At 67.5% G+C, this 20,091-nt stretch carries 19 protein-coding genes; 4 read left to right on the plus strand and 15 right to left on the minus strand.

Annotated features, from left to right (window positions below):
* Position 1: 1 nt before the first annotated feature.
* The 7 genes from VSH64_RS31595 to VSH64_RS31625 form a co-directional block, all read right to left on the minus strand.
* Positions 2–322 carry a phenol hydroxylase subunit P4 gene (locus tag VSH64_RS31595; protein WP_326566403.1) on the minus strand — a complete coding sequence of 107 codons (321 nt, stop codon included), beginning with the start codon at positions 320–322 and terminating at the stop codon, positions 2–4.
* A gap of 1 nt (position 323) precedes the next feature.
* Complete coding sequence (locus VSH64_RS31600) at positions 324–1,850, minus strand: ferritin family protein (RefSeq protein ID WP_326566404.1); 1,527 nt, start codon at positions 1,848–1,850, stop codon at positions 324–326.
* Positions 1,851–1,853: 3 nt separating this feature from the next.
* Positions 1,854–2,138 (minus strand): MmoB/DmpM family protein, encoded by a 285-nt coding sequence (locus VSH64_RS31605; protein WP_285972253.1) that lies wholly within the window; start codon positions 2,136–2,138, stop codon positions 1,854–1,856.
* Positions 2,135–3,151: a ferritin family protein gene (locus VSH64_RS31610; protein WP_326566405.1), complete on the minus strand. Its 1,017-nt coding sequence runs from the start codon at positions 3,149–3,151 to the stop codon at positions 2,135–2,137. Before VSH64_RS31610 ends, VSH64_RS31605 begins: the two co-directional genes overlap by 4 nt.
* A gap of 15 nt (positions 3,152–3,166) precedes the next feature.
* Positions 3,167–3,571, minus strand: coding sequence for a hypothetical protein (locus tag VSH64_RS31615; RefSeq protein WP_326566406.1), 405 nt, complete (start codon positions 3,569–3,571; stop codon positions 3,167–3,169).
* A gap of 116 nt (positions 3,572–3,687) precedes the next feature.
* The gene (locus VSH64_RS31620; protein WP_326566407.1) at positions 3,688–4,581 is read right to left on the minus strand and encodes a LysR family transcriptional regulator; all 894 of its coding nucleotides are present in this window, start codon (positions 4,579–4,581) and stop codon (positions 3,688–3,690) included.
* Positions 4,582–4,611: 30 nt separating this feature from the next.
* Positions 4,612–5,862 (minus strand): NAD(P)/FAD-dependent oxidoreductase, encoded by a 1,251-nt coding sequence (locus tag VSH64_RS31625; RefSeq protein WP_326566408.1) that lies wholly within the window; start codon positions 5,860–5,862, stop codon positions 4,612–4,614.
* A gap of 199 nt (positions 5,863–6,061) precedes the next feature.
* On the opposite strand from VSH64_RS31625, the gene VSH64_RS31630 reads away from it, so the two are divergent.
* Positions 6,062–6,745, plus strand: coding sequence for a fumarylacetoacetate hydrolase family protein (locus VSH64_RS31630; RefSeq protein ID WP_326566409.1), 684 nt, complete (start codon positions 6,062–6,064; stop codon positions 6,743–6,745).
* Between the two features lie 129 nt (positions 6,746–6,874).
* The gene (locus VSH64_RS31635) at positions 6,875–7,729 is read left to right on the plus strand and encodes an SAM-dependent methyltransferase (RefSeq protein ID WP_326566410.1); all 855 of its coding nucleotides are present in this window, start codon (positions 6,875–6,877) and stop codon (positions 7,727–7,729) included.
* A 4-nt stretch (positions 7,730–7,733) separates the two neighbouring features.
* Here the strand turns inward: VSH64_RS31635 and VSH64_RS31640 are convergent, their stop codons facing one another.
* From VSH64_RS31640 to VSH64_RS31660, 5 genes are all read right to left on the minus strand, one after another.
* Entirely contained in the window at positions 7,734–8,606 is an 873-nt protein-coding gene (locus VSH64_RS31640; RefSeq protein ID WP_326566411.1) for an SAM-dependent methyltransferase, read from the minus strand.
* Positions 8,603–9,430 carry a helix-turn-helix domain-containing protein gene (locus VSH64_RS31645; RefSeq protein ID WP_326566412.1) on the minus strand — a complete coding sequence of 276 codons (828 nt, stop codon included), beginning with the start codon at positions 9,428–9,430 and terminating at the stop codon, positions 8,603–8,605. The genes VSH64_RS31640 and VSH64_RS31645 overlap by 4 nt, the downstream gene beginning before the upstream one ends.
* Before the next feature lie 157 nt (positions 9,431–9,587).
* Positions 9,588–9,806 (minus strand): DUF397 domain-containing protein, encoded by a 219-nt coding sequence (locus VSH64_RS31650; RefSeq protein WP_326566413.1) that lies wholly within the window; start codon positions 9,804–9,806, stop codon positions 9,588–9,590.
* 227 nt (positions 9,807–10,033) lie between these two features.
* Entirely contained in the window at positions 10,034–10,222 is a 189-nt protein-coding gene (locus tag VSH64_RS31655; protein WP_326566414.1) for a hypothetical protein, read from the minus strand.
* Positions 10,223–10,825: 603 nt separating this feature from the next.
* The gene (locus VSH64_RS31660) at positions 10,826–12,649 is read right to left on the minus strand and encodes a DNA/RNA helicase domain-containing protein (protein ID WP_326566415.1); all 1,824 of its coding nucleotides are present in this window, start codon (positions 12,647–12,649) and stop codon (positions 10,826–10,828) included.
* A gap of 260 nt (positions 12,650–12,909) precedes the next feature.
* Between VSH64_RS31660 and VSH64_RS31665 the strand changes: the two genes are divergently transcribed.
* Entirely contained in the window at positions 12,910–14,835 is a 1,926-nt protein-coding gene (locus VSH64_RS31665) for a DUF2075 domain-containing protein (RefSeq protein WP_326566416.1), read from the plus strand.
* Positions 14,836–15,527: 692 nt separating this feature from the next.
* Here VSH64_RS31665 and VSH64_RS31670 read toward each other — a convergent pair.
* On the minus strand, positions 15,528–16,343 hold the full coding sequence (locus VSH64_RS31670; RefSeq protein WP_326566417.1) for an SAM-dependent methyltransferase: 816 nt from the start codon (positions 16,341–16,343) through the stop codon (positions 15,528–15,530).
* A gap of 342 nt (positions 16,344–16,685) precedes the next feature.
* On the opposite strand from VSH64_RS31670, the gene VSH64_RS31675 reads away from it, so the two are divergent.
* Positions 16,686–17,600, plus strand: a complete 915-nt coding sequence (locus tag VSH64_RS31675) for a nitroreductase/quinone reductase family protein (RefSeq protein WP_326566418.1) — start codon at positions 16,686–16,688, stop codon at positions 17,598–17,600.
* Positions 17,601–17,654: 54 nt separating this feature from the next.
* Here VSH64_RS31675 and VSH64_RS31680 read toward each other — a convergent pair whose 3' ends face one another.
* A complete protein-coding gene (locus VSH64_RS31680; RefSeq protein ID WP_326566419.1) occupies positions 17,655–19,076 on the minus strand; it encodes a neutral zinc metallopeptidase in 1,422 nt (473 codons plus the stop codon).
* A 58-nt stretch (positions 19,077–19,134) separates the two neighbouring features.
* The gene (locus VSH64_RS31685; protein WP_326566420.1) at positions 19,135–20,052 is read right to left on the minus strand and encodes a hypothetical protein; all 918 of its coding nucleotides are present in this window, start codon (positions 20,050–20,052) and stop codon (positions 19,135–19,137) included.
* Positions 20,053–20,091: the final 39 nt, after the last annotated feature.

The raw sequence follows: 20,091 nt of genomic DNA on the forward strand, positions 1-20,091 counted from the left end.
TTCAGGCGGTGAACTGCAGCAGTGCCTTGTGGCCGATGCCGAGCTCGGTGAGCGAGGTGTCGCCGGTTTCGCCGAGCGGCCGGCCGTTCACGCGCCAGCCGTGCACGGCGGCCGGGTTGAAGTCCGGATCGGAGCCGGCCCACGGGCCGACGACCGTTTCCACGAACTCGCCGAACCCCAGCGCTTTCGGCACGCGGAAGCACGCGGCCGAGCAGAACATCGGGTTGCCTTCCCAGTGCACGTACACGAGCTGGTCGTCGCCGAACAGCTCGGCGCGGTCGGCCGAGGGGAAGTCGTAGTCGTAGAGCGCTTTCACCGGCATGTCAGACTCCTTGTTCCACGTCGCCGTTGTGCCAGCCGATCCACGACTTGTGGTCCAGCGACCCCTTGTACTCGCCGTTGTCGCCTTCCTGGATGCCGTACCACTCCAGGACTTCCGGCACCGACGGGCCACCGCAGTTGCCCTGGTAGATCTGGTGCACCGGCAGCCAGGCCTGCACGAACTTCTCCGGCTCGCGCTCGAAGATCCACTGGCAGCCGTCGCTGCACGTGTGGAACTGCTCGCCGCGGAACTCGCTGGAGCGGAAGGAAGTCTTGGCCGGGTCGTCCTTTTCGGTGAACACCATGGGGATCTGGCAGACCTGGCACAGCTGCGGCAGGCCCTGGAAGAACATCCGGCCGCCCTCGGCCTCGATGCGGTGGTGCTTCTCCCACACGGGCCGGTAGTGCTGGTCGAAGGTCTCCGGGTACTGCTCGGCCAGCCACTTCATGTGCTGCTCGTTCGGCGCCTGCGTGGTGAAGGAGGCGGCGAACGAGAAATTGTGCAGGACCTTGTACACCTCGTGCGACAGCTTGTCCTTCTCCGCGATCGCGTCCTGCACGTGACGCGGCGGGCGGATGCCGTAGAACTCCAGGTCGGGGAAGAGACCGCCGAGCATCTGGTCCTCGAAGTAGAGCTCGAACGCCTCCTTCCAGCTCATGACCGGCTTCGGCAGCATGTAGTCCATCATCCCGGCGACCAGCGCGGACATCCGGTACGCGCGCCAGAACCACTTGTCGATCCAGTCCTGGATGATCGGCACGTTGCCCTCGTCCTGCTCCAGCAGGAACTTGATGGCCTCGAGGCCCAGCGTCATGTGCCGGCTCTCGTCCGACTGCGCCGAGAACCCGAACGACATCGTCGGCATGTCACCGTTGAAGCTCGCGCCGCTCATGAACGGCACGAACAGCAGGTTGGTGAGCAGGTACTCGAAGCTGAACGAGATCGAGATCAGGAACTCGAACGGCCCGGCCGTCATGGCGTCGTCGAACAGCGACTTCGGCACGGACAGGTACCACACGCGGTCGTGCATCTTCGACCAGCTGTGGAAACCGCCGTAGTACTTGTTGTAGTTGCTGATCGTGTGGATCTGCGTCTGGCAGTGGCGCAGCTCGTCCACGCTCTGGCACAGCGCGGCGAACCGCGGCGCCGGGCCTTCGAGATACCGGGCCAGATAAGCGAAGTGGCGGTGCGCGGCGTACTCGAGCGGGGTCACGCCCTGGATGAACAGCTTGATGGCGTTGAGGTAGCTGGCGTCCGCGAGGCCGAGGTGGCCCTGGCTCTGGGCGAACCCGTCGAGCACGGCGTAGAGCCGCTTGTCCTTTTCCGCCTGGTACTTGTAGTAGGCGTCCACGGTGAGGCGGAACGGGTCTTCCCAGCCGTCCCAGTCGTGGACCTTGATGCCCTCGTAGCTGGTGTAGGGGAACAGCTGGTCCTTCGTGACGTAGCTCGGGTCCCAGTCCAGGTCACGGGTGAGCAGCGCGTAACGCTCCTTGAGCGGCAGCTTGCGGCGCGGTGTGGTCTGAGTCATGTCCTAGTGCTCCCACTTCACGATGATCTGGTCGTCGTCCCATTCCGAAAGGTTCCCGGCGAACGAGACGATGGCCAGCTGGAACTCGCCGGTCTCCCACTCGCGGCCGAGCTCGCGCTCCACCGTCTCGCGGTTGATCACGATCTGGCCCGCGGCCTGGATCTTGACCAGGCCCGGCAGGTGCCGGACGGTGAGCTCCGGGTTGTCGGCCCGGATGGCGGCGACGAGGCCGCGGTTCTCTTCGGACTCCTGGATGTCGATGCCGACCTGGCGCAGGGTGTCGCTCACGCCGCACCTCCGGTGACCTGGGCCCAGCGCTGTTCGGCGGCGGCCGTGGTGCGCGCGAGCGCGGCGACCGTGCCGGCGTCGGGCAGCTGGTGGTCGACCACACGCGCGATCTCGGTGGCCGCCTCGTGTGCGAGCGGGTTCCACGTCGCGACGATGCGCGACAGGTGCTCGCGGTTCGCCTCGCCGTGCTGTTCGTCGCCGGCCCACGCCTTGATGAGCGCGTCGAGCCACTTGCGCTGGTCCTTGAACCAGGTGTGCAGGTACTGCGTGAACAGGCTGTACGCGCCGGCGCCGCTGGTGAGCGCGATTTCGTCGAGCTCGCGGTAGAGCACCGGGTAGATGAGTGAATCGACGAGGTCGACCGCGACCAGGCCCTCGGCCCAGTCCTGCGCGACCATGGCTTCTTCGGTGAAGCGGCGCAGCGGCTGCAGGTGCTCGCTGTCGAGCCACTCGCGCTTGGCCACCTGCAGCAGGTCGCCGGTGCCGCCGCTCAGCGCGATCCCGACGCGCGAAAGCATCTGCGCGTTGCCGATGCGGTCGAACGCCGCGTAGGTGCAGCACTGCTCCAGTGAGGTGCCGTAGGCGAACCGCGCGCCGCCGACGCTCACCATCTGCGCGCCGGATTCGTAGTGGCGCAAGGGAAGGATGGCCGAGGTGAGCACCGTGCGCCACGCCGTGGGCAGCTTCGCCAGCAGCTCGCGCTCTTCGAGGTACGCCATCTGCTTGGTGAACTCGTCGTGCAGGTTGGCGCGGTTGGTCACGTACGGCGTGTAGTAGAACTGGCGCGGATCCGTGTAGCTGTAGGGATCCGTGAGCTTCAGCGCGGTGTAGTCCGCGTCGTAGAGCTCGCGGTGCTGGTCCCACGTGGGCCGGTAGTGGAAGTTCTCGCGCGGTTCGACGTCGAGCGTCGCCTCGAGGTAGCGGCTGGCCGGCTGGTCGCCGAACCGGTCGATCACGTTCTGGTAGGTCTGCCTCTTCGGCTCGATGACCTGATACCGCAGTTCGTATTGCATCAGTCCTCTTTCAGGTCAGTGGGCGGGAACGGGGTTCGCGCTCAGCAGGCTCAGCAGCAGCGATCGCAGCTCCTCGTCGCCCGCCAGCCGCCGCGGCGCGTCGTCGGGTTCACCGGCGATCGAGAGCTGCACGGTGGCCTCGCGGCCGGACATCGCGGTGCGGATGCGGGCGCTGCGGTCGGCGAAGCCCACGGTGAACGCGAGTTCTCCGTCGGCACTGTCGTCGACGAGGCTGAAAACCTGCCCGTGTTCCCTGAGGATCGCGTTGGCCTCGCACACGAGCTGTTCGGCCAGCGATCGGATGATCACCTGCTCGTCGGTGGCCACGGCGACCGATCTCGGGGCAGCCGGCTCGGTGGCCGGCACGGGGGCGTCCTCCCCGTCCAGCAGCGACTGGACAGCCAGCATGAACGGGGTCACGGCTCCTCCTTGAGTCCGGGAATTCTTGGTGGTTCCTGATTGTTTACGACCGATTCGGAAATGAGAAATACCTGTAACTTCAAGATCGATAGCCGTGGCTTATCAATCGAGAAGGATCAGCGCGGCCCGCCGAGCAGCGAGTGGGCGCGCGAAAGCACCTTGGCCACGTGGGGCGACAGGTCGTTGGCCCGCGTCGCAGCGGCGAGCTGCACCTCGCGGGTGGTGCCCGCGAGCGGCCGGTACTGCGAGCCGGTGATCTGCAGGTGCCGCACCGACGCGGGCACCAGCGCCACGCCGAGACCACCCGCCACGAACGAGACCAACGTGGAGGTCTCGCCGACTTCCTGCACCACGGACGGCACGAAACCGGCCTGCTGGCACGCGTCGAACACCGCGTCGTACACCACCGAACGGTGGTGCGACGGGTAGCAGATGAACGGCTCGTCGCGCAGGTCGGCGAGCCGCACCGTGTCCCGCTCGGTGAGCGGGTGGCTGGCGGGCAGCACCGCGATCAGCGGCTCGCGCCGCAGCACCTGCACGACCAGCCCCGGCTCGCGCACGGGCGGGCGGAGGAACCCGATGTCGAGGGTCTCCTCCACCAGCGCCGTCACCTGATCGGGCGTAAGCATCTCGCCGGTGAGGTCGAGCTCGATGCCCGGGAAGTCGCGCCGGAGCACCCGTGCGAGCGAAGGCAGCAGCTCGTAGGTGGCCGAGCCGGTGAACCCGATCGCCACCCGGCCCACGTCGCCCTTGGCGACGCGGCCGGCTTCGACGCCGGCCGCGTCGACCGAGGTCAGCACGGTCCGCGCTCGTTCGAGGTAACGCTGGCCCGCCGGGGTGAGCTGCACCTTGCGGGTGGTGCGGGTGAGCAGCTCGACGCCGAGCTCGGCTTCGAGCTGCTTGATCTGGTGCGACAGCGCGGGCTGGGCGATGTGCAGCCGGTCGGCGGCGCGGCCGAAGTGGCATTCCTCGGCGACGGCGACGAAGTACCGCAGGTGCCGCAGCTCCATCGCACCTCATCTCCGACGACCGGCTCGACGTCAGCTCGCGGCGAGCGCCTCTGGGGTTTCCGCTGTCAGTGTGTCTGCCGGCTCGTATTCGGGCCAGGCCGACTGCGGGCCCGCCTGGCTGAGCAATTCTGCCGGATCGTCGACCGGAGGGTAGATCCACTGCTGGTTGATCGTGTGTTTGAGGTCCTTCGCGAGGTGTTCGGTCATCTGCACCTCGCGGTCCCAGCCCGACGTGACGACCGCGCCCGCCGGCCCCAGCGAGAGGCAGGTGACGTACGGCGCCGGCTCGAACCGGACCAGGTCCTCGTCCAGCAGGTCGGCGGCGACGTTGTGGCCCGCGAACTTGCCCTGCGGGAGGGCGTGCTGGCAGCTCTGCATCACCACGCGGCCCTCGGCGGGCGACATCGCGGCGGCCGTGTCGCCGGCGGCGTACACGTGCTCGACCCCGCGGACCCGCAGGTACTCGTCGACTTCCAGCCGGCCGAGGCGGTCCCGTTCCGCGGAGATGAACGAGGTGAGCGGGCTGGCCGTCATGCCGGCCGTCCACACGACCGTGGCCGTGGGGATCACCGTGCCGTCGGACAACCGCACCTGGTCGGGGGCGATTTCGGCGACGCTGACGCCGAGCCGTACCTCGACCCCGAGGTCGGCCAGGGCCTTCTCGATCGCCGGCCGCGGCCCCTCACCCAGCTCGGGCCCGACGGCGTCGAGGCGCTCCACGAGCACCACCCGTACGTCGTCGCCCAGCTCTTTCAGGCGACCGACGAGCTCGGTCGCGATCTCCAACCCGGTGAACCCGGCGCCGACGACAACCGCCGTGAACCGCCCGGGGATGGGGGGCCGTTCGGGCAGGCGGCGCAGGTGCGCGTCGAGCGTGGCAGCGCCGCCGAGGGTGTCGATGTCGAAGAGGTGCTCGGCGCCGGGCACAGCGGGCCGCACGACCTGGCTGCCGGAGGCGAGTACCAGCCGGTCGTAGCCGAGGGTGGCGGTGGTGCCGTCGCGACGGACGGCGGAGACGGTGCGCGCGGCGGTGTCGATGCCCACGACCGTGCCGGCCACGCGGCGCACGCCGATCGGGCCGAGCACGCGGTCGAGCGGCACGCGCATGCGGTCGGGGTCGGCCTCGTAGAGGCGGGGGCGGATCACCATGTCGTCACCGGCGTCGACCACGGTGACCTGAAGGTCCTTTTCGGACAGTCCACGTTCCTGGCGAAGCTTGGCCGCACTCGCGGCGCTCCACACCCCGGCGAACCCACCGCCTACGATCAGGATCCTCGACATCCGGATTCTCCTCCTACGGCACCGTGTCGACCACCGTCGGTCAGCGGTCGGTGACGTCGAACGATACGAATCTGGATATAGACTGTCAAGGTTCGCCGGAACTGATAACCGGGGACGACGAATCGATACCTGCGCCATCCGAATACCACCCAGCCCCTGCTTGCTCGGACCTCGCCTCGGACTTTGGAGGAAACGCGGCATGAAACTGACCACGATCCGCACGAGCCGCGGCACCCGCGCGGCCCGCGCCGAGGGCGACGGCACTCTGGTGGAGCTGCCGTTCGCCGACGTCGGCGCGTTGCTTCGTGATCCGCACTGGCCCGCTGCGGCGGACGGACCGGTGCACGAGGCGATGTTCGCCGAGCGTTCGGCGCTGGTGACCCGGCCGGGGAAAGTCGTGCGGGTCGGCCGGGATTCCGTTCGCGTCACGCGGCCACGGTTGCTCTCCGGCCCGCGCGACCCGATCGTGTTGCCACAGGAAACCGTTGCGGTGTGGTGGAAGACGGAGCTGGCCGTGGTGATCGGGCCGGCGGGTGCCGTCGCGGGGTTCTCGATGCTGAACGAGATCTCCGAGATCGGTCGGCTGTCCCTCGGCCCGGCTCTGGTCACGCCCGACGAGCTGCCGGGCGCGTTGCGGCCGCGGCTCACGCTGTGCAGCTTCGTGGACGGCCGCTCGGTGCGGAACTCCGCGCCGGCCGAGCTGGACTTCGGGGCACTGGTGGCCGACCTCGCGCTGCGGCTGCCGCTGGATCCCGGGGACGTCGTGGCGGTCGCGCGCGACGAGGTGCCGCTGGTGCTGAACGCCGGTTCGGTGCTGGAGGTGGAGATCGACGAGCTCGGGTTCCACGAGAACGCGCTGGCCGGGGTGCGTTCGCGCGTCTGATCCTCGCGAGTGGACAGACAGCGTCCGGCTGGGCGGGACACCGGTGTCGATCACCCCGTTGGAGGCATCTCAGCCGCGCGCCGGGCCGGTACCGTGAGCGCCGACTTCACGGCCGAAAGGTGTCAGCAGGTGTCAGAACTCGAGGCGGGCGTGAGCTCCACCGCCCTCATGGTCGCGGCCGCGCGCGCCATCGAAACCCACCACCCGCACAGCCTGCTGCGCGACGAGTTCGCCGAACACTTCGTGCACGCGGCCACGGCCGGCGTCTCCCTGCCCACCCGCATCACCGCCGTCGAAGGCGGTGACGAGCACCCCCTGTGGGGCCACCTGGGCCGCTTCTTCGCCGTGCGCGCCCGCACCTTCGACGACTTCCTCCGCGACGCCGCCCGCCACACCCCACAGGTCGTGATCCTCGGCGCCGGCCTCGACACGCGCGCCCTGCGGCTCGGCCTCGCTTCGACGTTCTACGAGATCGACCGCCCCGATGTCCTGGGGTTCAAGCAAAAGGTGCTCGCCGCACTGGGCGCCGCCGCGCCTTCGCACCACTTCCTCTCCGCCGACCTGGCCGACGACTGGGCCTCGGTGCTCCTCGCCGCGGGCTTCGACCCGGCCGTGCCCACGACCTGGGTCGCGGAAGGCCTGCTCCTCTACTTGCCCGCCACGGTCGAAACGACCCTCATTTCCCGGCTGGACTCCCTCTCAGCTCCCGGCAGCCGCGTCGGCCTCGAAACGCTGCCCGGCCAGGACTCCCTGCGCGACCACGCCCTCTTCGACACGACACCCGACCAAACCGGCTCTCACCTGGGCACCCTCTTCGACGCGGACCCGCGCCCGGACACGCCGGCCGCCTTGCGTTCCCTGGGCTGGACGCTCACGACGTCACCGGTGGACACGTTCACACGCCGTTACGGGCGAGGACCCGATCCGACGATTCCGGGGCCGATCCTGCAGTCGAGGTTCACGTTCGGCGAGAAACCCGCCTGAGGGTTCACTTCCGCGCGACGCCGGCGAGCAGCAACGATTCGTTCGGCGACGGCAGGCTCGCGGTCTGATCACCGTCGCTGGCCTCTTCGGGATGCCAGAGCGGGGTCCACGTGACGCCGGGTTCGAGCAGCGTGAAGTCGCCGAAGAAGCCGCTGATCTGCTCGTGGTTGCGAAAAACGACGGGACTCGACGAAGCGTTGTACCAGCGTTTGAGGTCCGCGAGCATCTCCAGGTGGCCAGGTGGCACTCCGTCGTCGGTCACGTGGGACAGCGCCAGGTAGGAGCCGGGCGCGAGCAGATCGCGGTAGGCCTTGACGAGACACGGGCCGAGGTCCTCGGTGGCGCCGCTGCCCGGCGCCGGCGGCTGCTGGATGTGCAGCACCGCGATGAGCAGCACCGCCACCGGCTGGGTCAGGTCGATGATCCCGGTTTCCGCGACGCGGGACCAGAGCCGCTGCGGGTCGCGCATGTCGGCGTGGATCACGGTGTGCCGCCGGGGATCGCCGTGTTTGCTCAGGACTCGCCGCGAGTGCGCGACGGCGACCGGCTCGTAGTCGACGTACACCACCTTCACCTCACCGGGCGCGAGGTCCTCGGCCACTTCGTGCGCGTGGCCCATCGTGGGCACGCCGGAGCCGATGTCCACGAACTGGCGGATGCCGCGTTTCACCAGGTGCCGCACCACGCGGTGCAGGAACATGCGATTGGCGTACGCGATGGGCCGGATGATGGGGTACGCCTGCAGGATCCGGTCGGCGAACTGGCGGTCGATCTCCCAGTTGGTGGTGCCGCCGAGGTAGTAGTCGTAGATGCGGGCCACGTTGGGGTGGCCGAGGTCGACCCCCGGCGGCGGAAAGGGTTCGTCGGCCCGGGTCACGAACTGCTCCTTTTCGGAAGTGCTTGTTTCGCCTGTTCGAGTAGCTCGCGCGATTGCTCACCGGACAACGCCTGACGGCTGAGCGACTCCCACGCGTGGAGGTCGGTGCGAAAGGTTTCACAGCTCGAGCGCTGGATCCCGTTGGACGTTTCCCCGTAGGAGAAGTTGCCCTGGTCGCCCGCGAACTTGAAGATCGTGAGATCGGGCGGCACGTAGAGGCCGGCGTCGAACGGCACGAACCGGATCCGCACCCACGGGTGGTCTTCCGTGAGCCGCACCAGGTGCTTGATCTGGTCGAGTGCGACGAAGGGGTTGACCGTTCTCGCCCGCACGACCCTGAGCAGCGCGCTTTCGCTCAGGAGGAAGTCGTAGCTCCGTTCCGGGTATCGGGTGAGCAGCTCGCCGCGGTCGAGCCGTTCGGCAACGGCGTCGTCGACGTCCTTGCGGCCGTGCGCCGCGAACTGTTCGAGCATGTAGCTTTCGCATTGCAGCTGGCCGCTGATGCGTTCGCCGGTCCAGCTCAGCACCTGCGCCGCGTCCTGCTCCGCGGCGACGATGTCCCTGAACCACTTGGGGGTCGCCTTGAGCCGGGCTTCGCCCCGGTGCGCCGTCGAGGACTCGTTCAGCCGCCGCATCTTCGCCGCGACGCGCGGATCCACCTCCAGGATCGTCACGAGCTGGTCGAGGATGTGCGGCTGGAGGTGCCGCCCGTTCTCGATCCGGCTGATCACCGGCTGCGTGTACAGGATCTTTTCACCGACGTCGACCTGCTTCAAACCGCGGTCGATGCGAGCCTGCTTGATCAGGGAGCCCAGTTCACGCAACTGAGAATGCACGGAAGGTGAAGTCACCGGTCTGTGCCGTCCAATCGGGGTAAGGAGATACCCGCCATCGTACGACACGGAAACGGTTCGTGGCGCATTTTTCACTGGAATTATCTCAGTCAATCGGCCAATCGGATTACCAGCGCGCCAACAACCGTCACCGGTCGAATTGCCCGGCCCGCGCCGCGGCCATGAACGCGTCCCATTCCGCGTTGTCGAACACGAGCACCGGAGATCCGGCCAGCTTAGTGTCGCGCACCGCCACGACGTCGGGATTCCCGAGGTTCACTTCCACACAGTTCCCCGAATTCGGCCCGCACAACTGCGGCCGCACCCAGGCGAACTCATCCCACGGCGCGCGGTCGTAAGCACTCATGACTGCCCCCTCGTTCTCGGTCCATTCCGCCACTTCAGGATTCCGGCGGAATATGCGAAGAGCAAGCGAAGGGCTCGCCAGGGCCGCGGAAATGATCTATGTTCACCCGTTCGGCCACGGATTTTGTTGCGCAGCAAGGGTGGTTGACGCGATCACTCTTGGCGCCACCGTGGCCGCCCCCGGCGGTGCTCGGCGAAAGGGGACGCCTCGAGCACCGCCGGTTCGGGCTACCGCAGCGTTTTCCGGTGCCGGCCGCCGGCCCCGCGCCACCGCACCGCCGTGGTGAGGACCACGGCAGCGAGACCGGCGTTGGCCGCGAAGCTGTGGGCCGCCATCGCGAACACCGCGAGGGCCACCACCAGCACCTCACCCGCGATGATGGTGGCGCGCAGCGTGCACTGCCAACTGCCGAGCACCGTCCCGAGCAACTCTCGCCACGTCTGGCCTGCACTGGAAAGCGCTTCCATAGTCGTGCCGCCGGATGGGGTGGCATGGGCGTCGTCGCGTGGCTTCGCCTGAGGGATCACGTCTAGCATGGTCGTGTTGCACTCCTTCTCGAACGTTCCTGGGTCGTGCAGCGCCCGACGCGGCTCCCTGGATCAGAGGGGGCCGCGTTCTTTCTCCGTTTTCGCTTCTCCCGGTTTCCGCTGGGTGAGAGCCTGCTGCACGGTTGAATGCATGTGCATCTGTGCGTGCAGTGTATCCAGGCGAACCCCTCTGGCAACGCCGCGCGCGTCTGTCCGCGGCCGTCGGCCTGGGCTTTTCCCAGCGCGTCCCCGCGCCGCTGTTCCCACCGGTAAACACCTGCGCCCGACTGGGCGAGGCGCATCACCAGCGTTGATCGCGTGGGGTAGCTGCTGACTCAACCCTGCGTGGCCGAGTAACAACAGTCGGACGCCCCACCATTTCCCGCATATGCCGCGGTCCCGATCGGCATATTCATTTCGGTGGATGCTGGTGTATGCGCGGTGAACGGTCGTCAGGCAGCCATCGCTTGGCCCCAGGACGGCAACCACAGGTCAGCCGGAATACTTCAGCAGGAACTCAGCGGTCTCCGGATCCACCGAACAGAGACACGTACCTTGCAGGCCGCGGGTCATCAGGACCTTGTAGGTGTTGCGGACCAGCCTGTCGAACTCCTCGGACTGAGTCCCGTTCACCGACGTGTCACGGGACTTGTCTCTCCGAGCGACCCAGCGCCCGTCGCGGACAACGAGATCCTCGCCGAAGATGACGCCGGCCCAGTCGTACTCGAAACCCTGGGCCGTGTAGATACACCCCACTTGCCCCCAGCCCGCGGGGTCTGTCGCCCAATACGACGCGGACGGATAGCCTTCGGCCTCTCGCCCCTGCTTGATGTTCCAAGGTCGGCGCCACCCGCCGATCTGGACGTCGACCACTGGTTGGTACTTGCCGTCCTTGCGCACCGGGTCGCTCCAGTCCCAGCAGAAGCCGGCAGCGATCCTCGCCGTACCACCGAAGGCCCTCGACTGCCGCAACAGCCAGTTCTCGAGGGCGTCAGGTGAGACGGCCGAACTGACCACGTATTCGTCGTCAGTACCGTCCACCAAGTCCGACCAGCGGACGGGGGCACCGTCGGCGATGCCGAGCAGCCGAAGGACCCACTCGTCGAAGTGGCGCGAGCCGCCACAGCGAAACTGGCCGTCGAGCCGGATTTCCTCGACGTGACACCCTCGGTCGTGTGCCACCTCGACGATCTGCTGCGCCGTCTGGGATTCGCGAGGGCGCACCGCCTGGTGGTCGTCCAGCAAGAACACCGGAACTTTGGCGACGTCGATCAGTCGCGCGACCTGGGGAGGCCACTTGTTCCACCGGTCTCGCGGCACGTCGTCGCGGATGCGGTGGGCCTCGTCGCAGACCAGCACATCTAGGGCGTCCCGCGTCCACCCTCGGAAGTCGTTGAAGTACTTGAAGAGTTCGCCTGCTCGAGGGCCTCCGCCGATGACTGCCTTACGCAAGGTCTCCGTGAACGCCTTGGACCCTGTCGCGTGCAGGACCTTGCCCTGGCGCCCGGCGAGCGCACTCATCAACGCCACGGCGATGGCGCTCTTGCCCGAGCCAGGACCACCTCTCACCACCACGACCGTCTTGTTCCAGGCGCCGCCGGACCCACTGCGGTCAGCGCGTTCAACAGCCTGGAGCACGAGATCATACGCGACCTTCTGCGCGTCCAGCAGGAGAAATCCTTCGCGACCGGCCAGCGCCGCCGCGGCGGTCTTCAGGAACGAGCCACCCGGCGTCTTTTTGGCCTCGTCGAGCCAACCACCAGCTTCTCGAGCCGCACTCTCCGTCGCAGGGTCGTCGTCGAACAGCGAGTACAAGTCCGACACGAGGTCACCGAGCTGGTCCTTCGTGTACAGCTGACCGAAGTCGTCGAAGTCGAAGTCGTCCAGGGTCCAGGATTCCGTGCGGTTGGCGTTGTGCAGGTAAGCCAGGCCCTTCACCGCGTCGGGCGTCCGAGCCAGGGAGGGGGTGAAGTCCAGCGCGTACTGGCAATATCGCCGTACCTGTTCAGCCGGGTGCAGCTCGGGCTGCCAGGCCCGCGAGCGGTCGCGTCCCGGAATCGGGTCGACCAGCCCGGGAGCGACGAGCTTCGGACGCGACCACTGCTTCAGCTCAACGAACGCATAGGATCGCCGGCCGGAATCAGGGGCGATGCCGCACAGCACCGCGTCCACCCGCATCGGGCTGTACGGCAACCCGAACTCGAGAATCACCTGCAGATGCCCCAACCCGATGCCTACCAACAGGTCGAACAGCGCAGGAAGGCTGTTGCGCCACGCGCCGAGCTGTCCGGTGTTGACCCCGCGCGAGTACGGCACCCTCGCCCTCCGGGCGAGCTCACGAATCACGTGCTCGGTATCCGCGTTCGCGAAGTTCTCCGCAGTATCCGAAAGCAAGTACGACCTCCCCTGTCGCACGTTCGGGTGACCCCGAATCAGGTGTAGACCTTACGTTAGGTATTAACTCGAAGGCCAGGCCTTCGTTTCGGAAGTTCACCGATGTCGATCGACTACGGTGGGGGACGCGGACCGTCGGGCACCGAGGCGAAGCCTCGTCGATGCCCCCAGAACCGTCGTCGATGACGCACGCCTTCTTGGGGGATTCAGTGGCTCTCGTTCGCGGTTGCGCGACCGATCTTCTCGCCGAAGCGCAGGCAGGTGGGCTGCACGAACGCTTGCGCGACCAGTTCGGATACACGTTTGGCACCGGCACGTCGCGCGGCGAGTTCGACGCGTGGAACAAGAGCCTGCCTGCGCTCTTGCAGGACTTGGTCGGCGCCGGCTTGGGTGATGTCGAAGTGCTTCTCGAGCACCAGCTGCCGCACAGCCGGCAGCGGATCGACGCCGTCTTGTGTGGCACGCACCCCCGGACGGGTGAGAGCACCTTCGTGTTCGTGGAGCTCAAACAGTGGTCGAGAGCCGAGCTCTACCTCGCCGAGGTGCTGAACGTGCCTGGTCTACCAGGCAAGCATCTCCACCCGGCCGAACAGGTGCGCGGCTATTGCGAGTACTTCGTGGACCACACGCCGGCACTCGTCGATCGACCGAACGCCGTGCACGGCTTGGCCTACCTCCACAACGCGCGCCGAGCGGACGTGGCGACACTGCTGCAACGGCCCGCGACGACCTACGGGCGCATGTTCACGATGGACGACCGTGGAAAGCTCACCGAGCACCTCCGCAGCCTTCTTGACCCTGCTGCCGAAGCACGAGTCAACCGTGCTGCGGGCGATGAGTTCCTGGGTTACGCACATCGGCCCACGAAGCCGCTTCTGGCGCACGCATCCGCAGAGATCCAGGACCGGGAGCAGTTCGTCCTGCTGGACGACCAGAAGATCGCCTATGAACTGGTGATGCAGGCCGTCGAACGAGCACGGGCAGCACGGACACACACCGTCGTGATCGTCGAGGGCGGGCCGGGCTCAGGGAAGAGCGTGATCGCGTTAAGCCTGCTGGGCGAGCTCGCGCGACGAGGGTATGGCGTTCACCACGCGACGGGTTCGAAGTCGTTCACCGAAACCATGCGCAAGTACGCCGGCCACCGGAGCACTCGCACCAAAGGATTGTTCAAGTACTTCAACACCTACGTCGGCTGTGAACCCAGAGAACTCGAAGTGCTGATCTGCGACGAAGCCCACCGCATCCGGGAAAAGGGAACTACGCAGTACACCAAGGCCGAGCAGCGGGCGCGAGCCGACAGGCAGATCAACGAGCTGATCAACGTCGCCCACGTTCCGGTCTTCCTGCTCGACGAGCACCAGACGGTGAGACCCGGCGAAATGGGATCGCTGCGGGAAATCACCGAAGCGGCCAACGCTCTGGGCTGCGAGGTCGAGGTGGTTCACCTCAAAGACCAGCTTCGGTGTGGCGGTTCGCCGTCGTACGACATGTGGGTGGCGCGGTTGCTGGGCCTGGGCACCTCCGAGCCCCCGATCGCGTGGAGCAAGCTCTCCGGCCCGCTCGACCGCGGCATCATGCTGACCGCCGCCGACTCACCACGAGCACTCGAGTCCTGGGTGCTGGCACAGGAAGACCACCACGGCGGTACGGCACGGCTCGCCGCCGGGTTCTGCTGGCCGTGGAGCGACCCGCGGAACGGCGACGACGGCCCCTACCTGGTCGACGACGTCGTGATCGACGGCTGGAGTCGGCCCTGGAACGCCAAGGCCGAGCGAACGAAGAACGTTCCGGGCGTACCGAGCTCGGCCTTCTGGGCCACCGACTCCCGTGGTTTCGACCAGGTCGGCTGCATCTACACCGCGCAGGGCTTCGAGTACGACTGGTCCGGCGTCATCTTCGGCACGGACCTCGTTCGCCGAGAAGGGATGTGGGTGCCCAACCGCAGCGCGTCGAAAGACCCGGCGGTCAGAAAGGCAGATGATCTGCACTTTTCGGCGTTGATCAAGAACACCTACAAAGTGTTGCTCACCCGGGGAATGCGAGGCACGGCGGTGTTTTCGGAAGACCCGGAGACTCAAGAGTTCCTCGCCGAGATGACGGACTGACTCAGCCGTCACGCCATCGCCTGGTTGTGGAGGCGCCTGACGGTTCTCTCGTCCAGCGCGATCTTCAGCCACTCGTTCACCAACGCAGCCAAAGGACCTCCTTTCGGCAGCAGGTACGCCTTCGAGTCGGAGGTGAAGGGGTGGCCGGGGTGGCCGATGACCAGGCTGGTTCCGCCGCGCCTGGTAGCGGGCCTCGATCGCGTCGGTGATCATCACGATGGCTTGGCCAGCGAGCGGCGGTGAATCAGCGCGCTGGAACTGCCAACCGCGCAACCCCACCGCAGACTCGGCACCATGCTCATGAACTCCAGGACCTGGCACGGTGAGTTCCGCCCGAGACCGTGGGACGACATCGCGGCGTCCTTCACGGAAATGGGAGACGCACACGACTCATTCCGGCACATGGCGGACATCGTGGACAGCGTCATCGCCTGCGGAGGAGCGGATCGGCTGGCGGCGTGCACCTCGATGCACAACCTGATCGTCACGCCGCGGCCAGCGTCCGGCGACTGGCGTACGTCGTGGTGCGGGCGCCGTCGTCGGGGAGGTCGGGGCCGGTGGGGTGTTCGTCGAGCACCGGTCGTTCACCGGGTACGACGACAGGATCTACCAGCCGAGTCCCGAGGCAGTGAAGCCATTCTGGCGATTCATGACCAAGAACTTCGAAATCGCCCCGATGCGCACCTGAGCCGTCAGGGCTTGCGGGCCACCGCGGCCAGGACGCACTGCTCCCCGGCGGTCCACTGCTTCAGTGTGGGGCCGTCCGGCCACCACTCGCCGGGGATGACCCAGCCGGGCGTGATCAGTTCCATCGTCGGGGGCAGGATGCGCTCGATCTCGGCGCGCGTGCGGAACAGGGGTGAGCCCGAGGATGCCTTGTAGATCTCCTCGAACTTGCGCGCGACGTGGCTGTGCTCGTTCTCCGGGTCCATGCAGTGCGAGACCACGACGAACGACCCGGACGGCAGCGCGTCCAGGTAGCGGGCCATGAGCTCGGCCGGGTCGTCGGGGTAGAAGTGCAGGTCGGCGAGGTGCAGGAGGGCCACGGGCTGGGTGAAGTCGATGGCGCCGCGGACTTCGGGGTTGTCCAGGACCTCGGCGGGGTGGAACACGTTGGCGCCGATGATGTGCGTCTGCTCGTTGTCGAGCAGGAGCACGCGGCCGTGGGCGAGCACGGTGGGGTCGTTGTCGGTGTAGACCACCGTGGCGTCGTTGTTCACGCGCTGCACTACCTGGTGCACGTTTTCCGCCGTGGGCAGACCGGAGCCGCAGTCGATGAACTGGCGGATGCCGGCGTTGTCAGCGAGGAAGCGGCACGCGCGGATCAGGAAGGCGCGGTTCATGCGCGCCATCTCGATGACCTCGGGCACGTCCCGGATCATCCGGTCGAGCAGCTCGCGGTCGGCCGCGTAGTTGTCCTTGCCGCCCAGTGCCGCGTCGTAGACCCGCGCGGTGGAGGGCATCGTCGGGTCGATCCCGACCGGAGCCCCGCCAGGAGAGTAGGTCACGTTTACCCCGTTCCTCGCTCGTCTCCCCACTTTGTCATACCACCGCCCGTCACGCGGCGCGGGTCACACCGAATTCGGGGGCAGGAGAACGGGCGGCGCCAGGCAGGGCTTCCCGAGCCCGGTCGGCCTTGGCAGCCTCACGGACCCCGTGTTAACTTCGCGGTGAGCCCCGTATGGGCCTATGCATGGAGGTAGCGGCTAACCAGCCAGCACAGAGATCGGAATCTCCGTCTCTCGCAGTTCGTTGATCCCTCGCCCGGGATCGCTGCGCCATGCTCAGGTCTGCGGGGTATTTTTCGATCCTGTGCCACGACCTCCTTCCGGAATACCGAAAGGAACCACGTGAGCGCGCACCACAAGCAAATAGACGCCTTCCAGCGCCAAGTCATCGCCGAGTTCAGGGCCAACGACGGCCGGCTGACCGGGATGTTCGAAGGCTGGACCCTGGCGGTGCTGACCACGATCGGCGCCAGAACGGGTCAACCGCGGGAAGCCCTTCTCGGGTACCTGGAAATCGGCGGCAACGGCGTTGTCGTGGCCTCAGCCAATGGTGCGGACCACCATCCCGCCTGGTATCACAACATTCGCAAGAACCCGATCGTCACCGTCGAAACCGGCAAGAGCACCTATCGGGCGATCGCCGCGATTCCGCAGGGCGAAGTGCGCGACAAGCTGTTCGCCCAAGTGGTCGCCGAGGCTCCGGGGTTTGCTGGCCACCAGGCCAGAACGGCGCGGCAGATCCCCGTGATCGTGCTGCACCGCATCGCAGCCGAGCCTGGCGAGGAGCGGGTGAAGGGCCTCGGTGACTGGCTCGTCGAGGTGCACGGGTGGCTGCGTGAGGAGCTGCGGACGCTGCGGGAGCAGGTGGACCAGGTCGTGGTGGGCGCGGCGACGGCCATCAACCGGCCGGAGGCGAATCTTGCGCAGCAGATGCGCGGGCACTGTCTCAGCTTCTGCACCGCGCTGAGCCGGCATCACACCGGCGAGGACCGCGTGGTGTTTCCGCCGTTGGCCGAACAGTTTCCGGCACTCGCGCCCGCCGTGGCGCAGCTCGCCGCGCAGCACGAGGTCGTGGCGCGGCTGCAGAAGTCGATCCAGGTGCTCGTCGAGAGTTTTGTGCCGGGCCAGGACGATCCGAAGGAGCTGAGGAGGGAGCTCGACGGGCTCGCGAATGAATTGGAGGCCCATTTCGACTTCGAAGAGCGAGCGGTGGTGACCGCCCTCAACGCGACAGCCGAGGCGCCACAATACGGCTGAGCCCCAGCAAAACGGCCCTCCCCCGAGTCGGGAGAGGGCCGTTCGACACCGGGATCAGCCGCCGTACTTGCTCGTGCACGTGGCGACCGTCGGAGAGGTGAACCCGTCGCGGAACGCCTCCACGCGGGCAAAACCCGACGGAACCGTGGTACCCGACGGGTCCGACGCGATCACGCTCTTCGGAGACAGCAGTTCGGCGATGGCCTCGTCCAGGTCGCCCGGCGAAAGCTCCAGCGCGGCCTTCTTGTCCGGCGTCAGCGTGCCCGCCCAGAGGCCCGTGAGGCACGACGTGAGCTGGCCCGTGGCCGGCGTGTTCAGGGGCAGGCCGTACGCCTTCTCCACCGCCAGCGCGTACCGGGACGCCACCTCGGCGAACGCGGCGAAGTCGCCGAGGCCGCCGGTGGAGCCGCGGGCCGGCGGGGTGCCGATGCGGCGCAGGGCGGTGAGGTCCACGGACACCGTGTCGGTCGAGGGGCAGTAGGCCGCGGGCGAGGTGACGCGGGCGTCGGAGCACGCCGTCTGGCCGGAGGTGAGCTTCGGCGCGCCCTTGGGGAACGCGGCGCGCAGGGTCGTTTCGAGGTCCTGCAGGTTCGACGAGTCGTCCACGTCGAGGTTGCCCTTGCCGTCGCCCGTGTCGAGGTCCTTGGTGGAGAAGGGGAGCTGGCTCGTGCGGCTCACGACTTCGGCATTGTCGATGGCGGCGCAGCGTTTCGGGCCGTCGGTGAAGCCGAACTGGAAGGCGGACACGCGGTCGAAGGCGCTGCCGTGGGCACCGGCGGTGTCGAAGCTCGAGCCGGCCGAGTCGCGGATGAAGAAGAGGGTGGCCATGATCTGGTTGAGGCCCGCGCCGGTGGACACCTGGAAGTGCGGGGAGTTCCCTTCGGCGACCCAGCGGAAGAACGTGCCGGCGTAGCAGTCGGCCTGCTGTTCCTTCACGATCGACGGCGTGTTGGGGCTCAGGCCCAGGCGCGTCTGCACAGCGTGGCCCAGCTCGTGCGCGAGCACGGCGACCACGGACATCGGGCCGAACGAGTCGTTCAGCATCGGCAGGAGCTCGCCGCGGTCCCAGGCGACGAGATCGCCGGAGGGGCAGTAGAACGCGTTCACGAGGCCGGCGGTGCTCGAGCCGCACAGGTTCAGGCCCTGGCCGCGCGAGTCGTAGGAAATGAGCTGCCCCACGGGTTTGTAGTCCTTGCCGAAGTTCTCCGGCAGCTGCTCGGTCCAGTACTGCTGCACGTCGGCCACGGCGTTGGCGGCGAGCTTGTCGATCGCGCCGCCGTCGGTGTTCGCCACGGGCAGGTCGGTGTCCGCGACGCCCGCCTTCGGGCCGCTCGGACCGTCGGTGATGGCGAGGCCGGCGACCTTGGCCGGGTCGGGCCGGTCGACGCCCGCGCTGCCCTGGACGGCCGTGGTGCACCCGGCCACCAGCACGGCGCCCACGACCAGCGTCGCCACCCACGTGAACCGCGAAGTCATAGCTCCTCCAAGGAAAAAGAGCCGGTGCGGCCTGCTGGCCGCACCGGCTCGAAGTAAATCAGGCGCCGAAGTGGACGGACTGGATGGCGTCGTCGAAGCCGAGCGCCGAGAGGTCCTTCACGTCGTCGTCGACGACCATGGACTTGCCGGTGCAGTTCTTGCCGGTCCAGATCTTCAGCGCACCGTCGGTGGTGAGCGAGGAAGTCACGCCGGGGCGGGCCAGGTTCTGGCAGGCGTCGTCACCGGCACCGAGGGAGAGGCCCTGCGAGGCACCGTTGTCACCGAAGAACGCGTCGTCGAACAGGATCGTGCTGGTCGCGGCCTTGGCACCGGTCGCCGGGGGCGGCGGGGTGGTCGAGGACTGCGAGCCGTCGAGCACCTTGCCACCGCTGGGGCTCATGCCGAACCAGGTGCCGCCGACGCCCTCGCCGTTGGTGTCACCCGGGTTCTTGTCACCGGAGAAGGTGTACGCGGGCCAGTTGCCGATCGTGAGCTGCAGCGAGCCGTCGTCGCGCTTCACCACGCCGATCGCGGACTTCTTGATGCCGGCGATGAACACCTTGGTGCCCTTGGTGACCTTCACCGGCGGCCACTTCTTCTCGCAGTCACCGTTGCAAGTGGACTTCGGCGGCTTCGGGGAGTCGTTGTCGAAGCGGTAGATCGTCATGCCGGCACCGTTGATCACGACCGGGTTCAGGTTGCCCGCCTTGCCGGCGCGCAGCGAAACCCACTTGGTGCGCACGTCGGCCGGCGCGCTGGCCGGGGCGAGGTCACCGGTGTCGCGGGCGGCGTTGTTGCTGCGGGCAGTGCCGCTCAGCAGGTCGAGGCCACCGGCGTTGCCGGCGTCCACGGCCGAGCCCGCGGAGGTGCCGGGCGCGGCGGCCGGGATGCCGTCGTTCTGGCTGCCGCAAGCCGAGAGCAGGGCGGCGCCCGCCGTCACGAAGGCAGCAAGAAACAGGGCTTGCTTGCGAAACATGGGAACTCCATCGGGGTTCGACCGGGGCTCTCGGACCGT

It is taken from the genome of Amycolatopsis rhabdoformis, from assembly GCF_035918295.1.
In the GTDB taxonomy this organism is placed as follows: domain Bacteria; phylum Actinomycetota; class Actinomycetes; order Mycobacteriales; family Pseudonocardiaceae; genus Amycolatopsis; species Amycolatopsis rhabdoformis.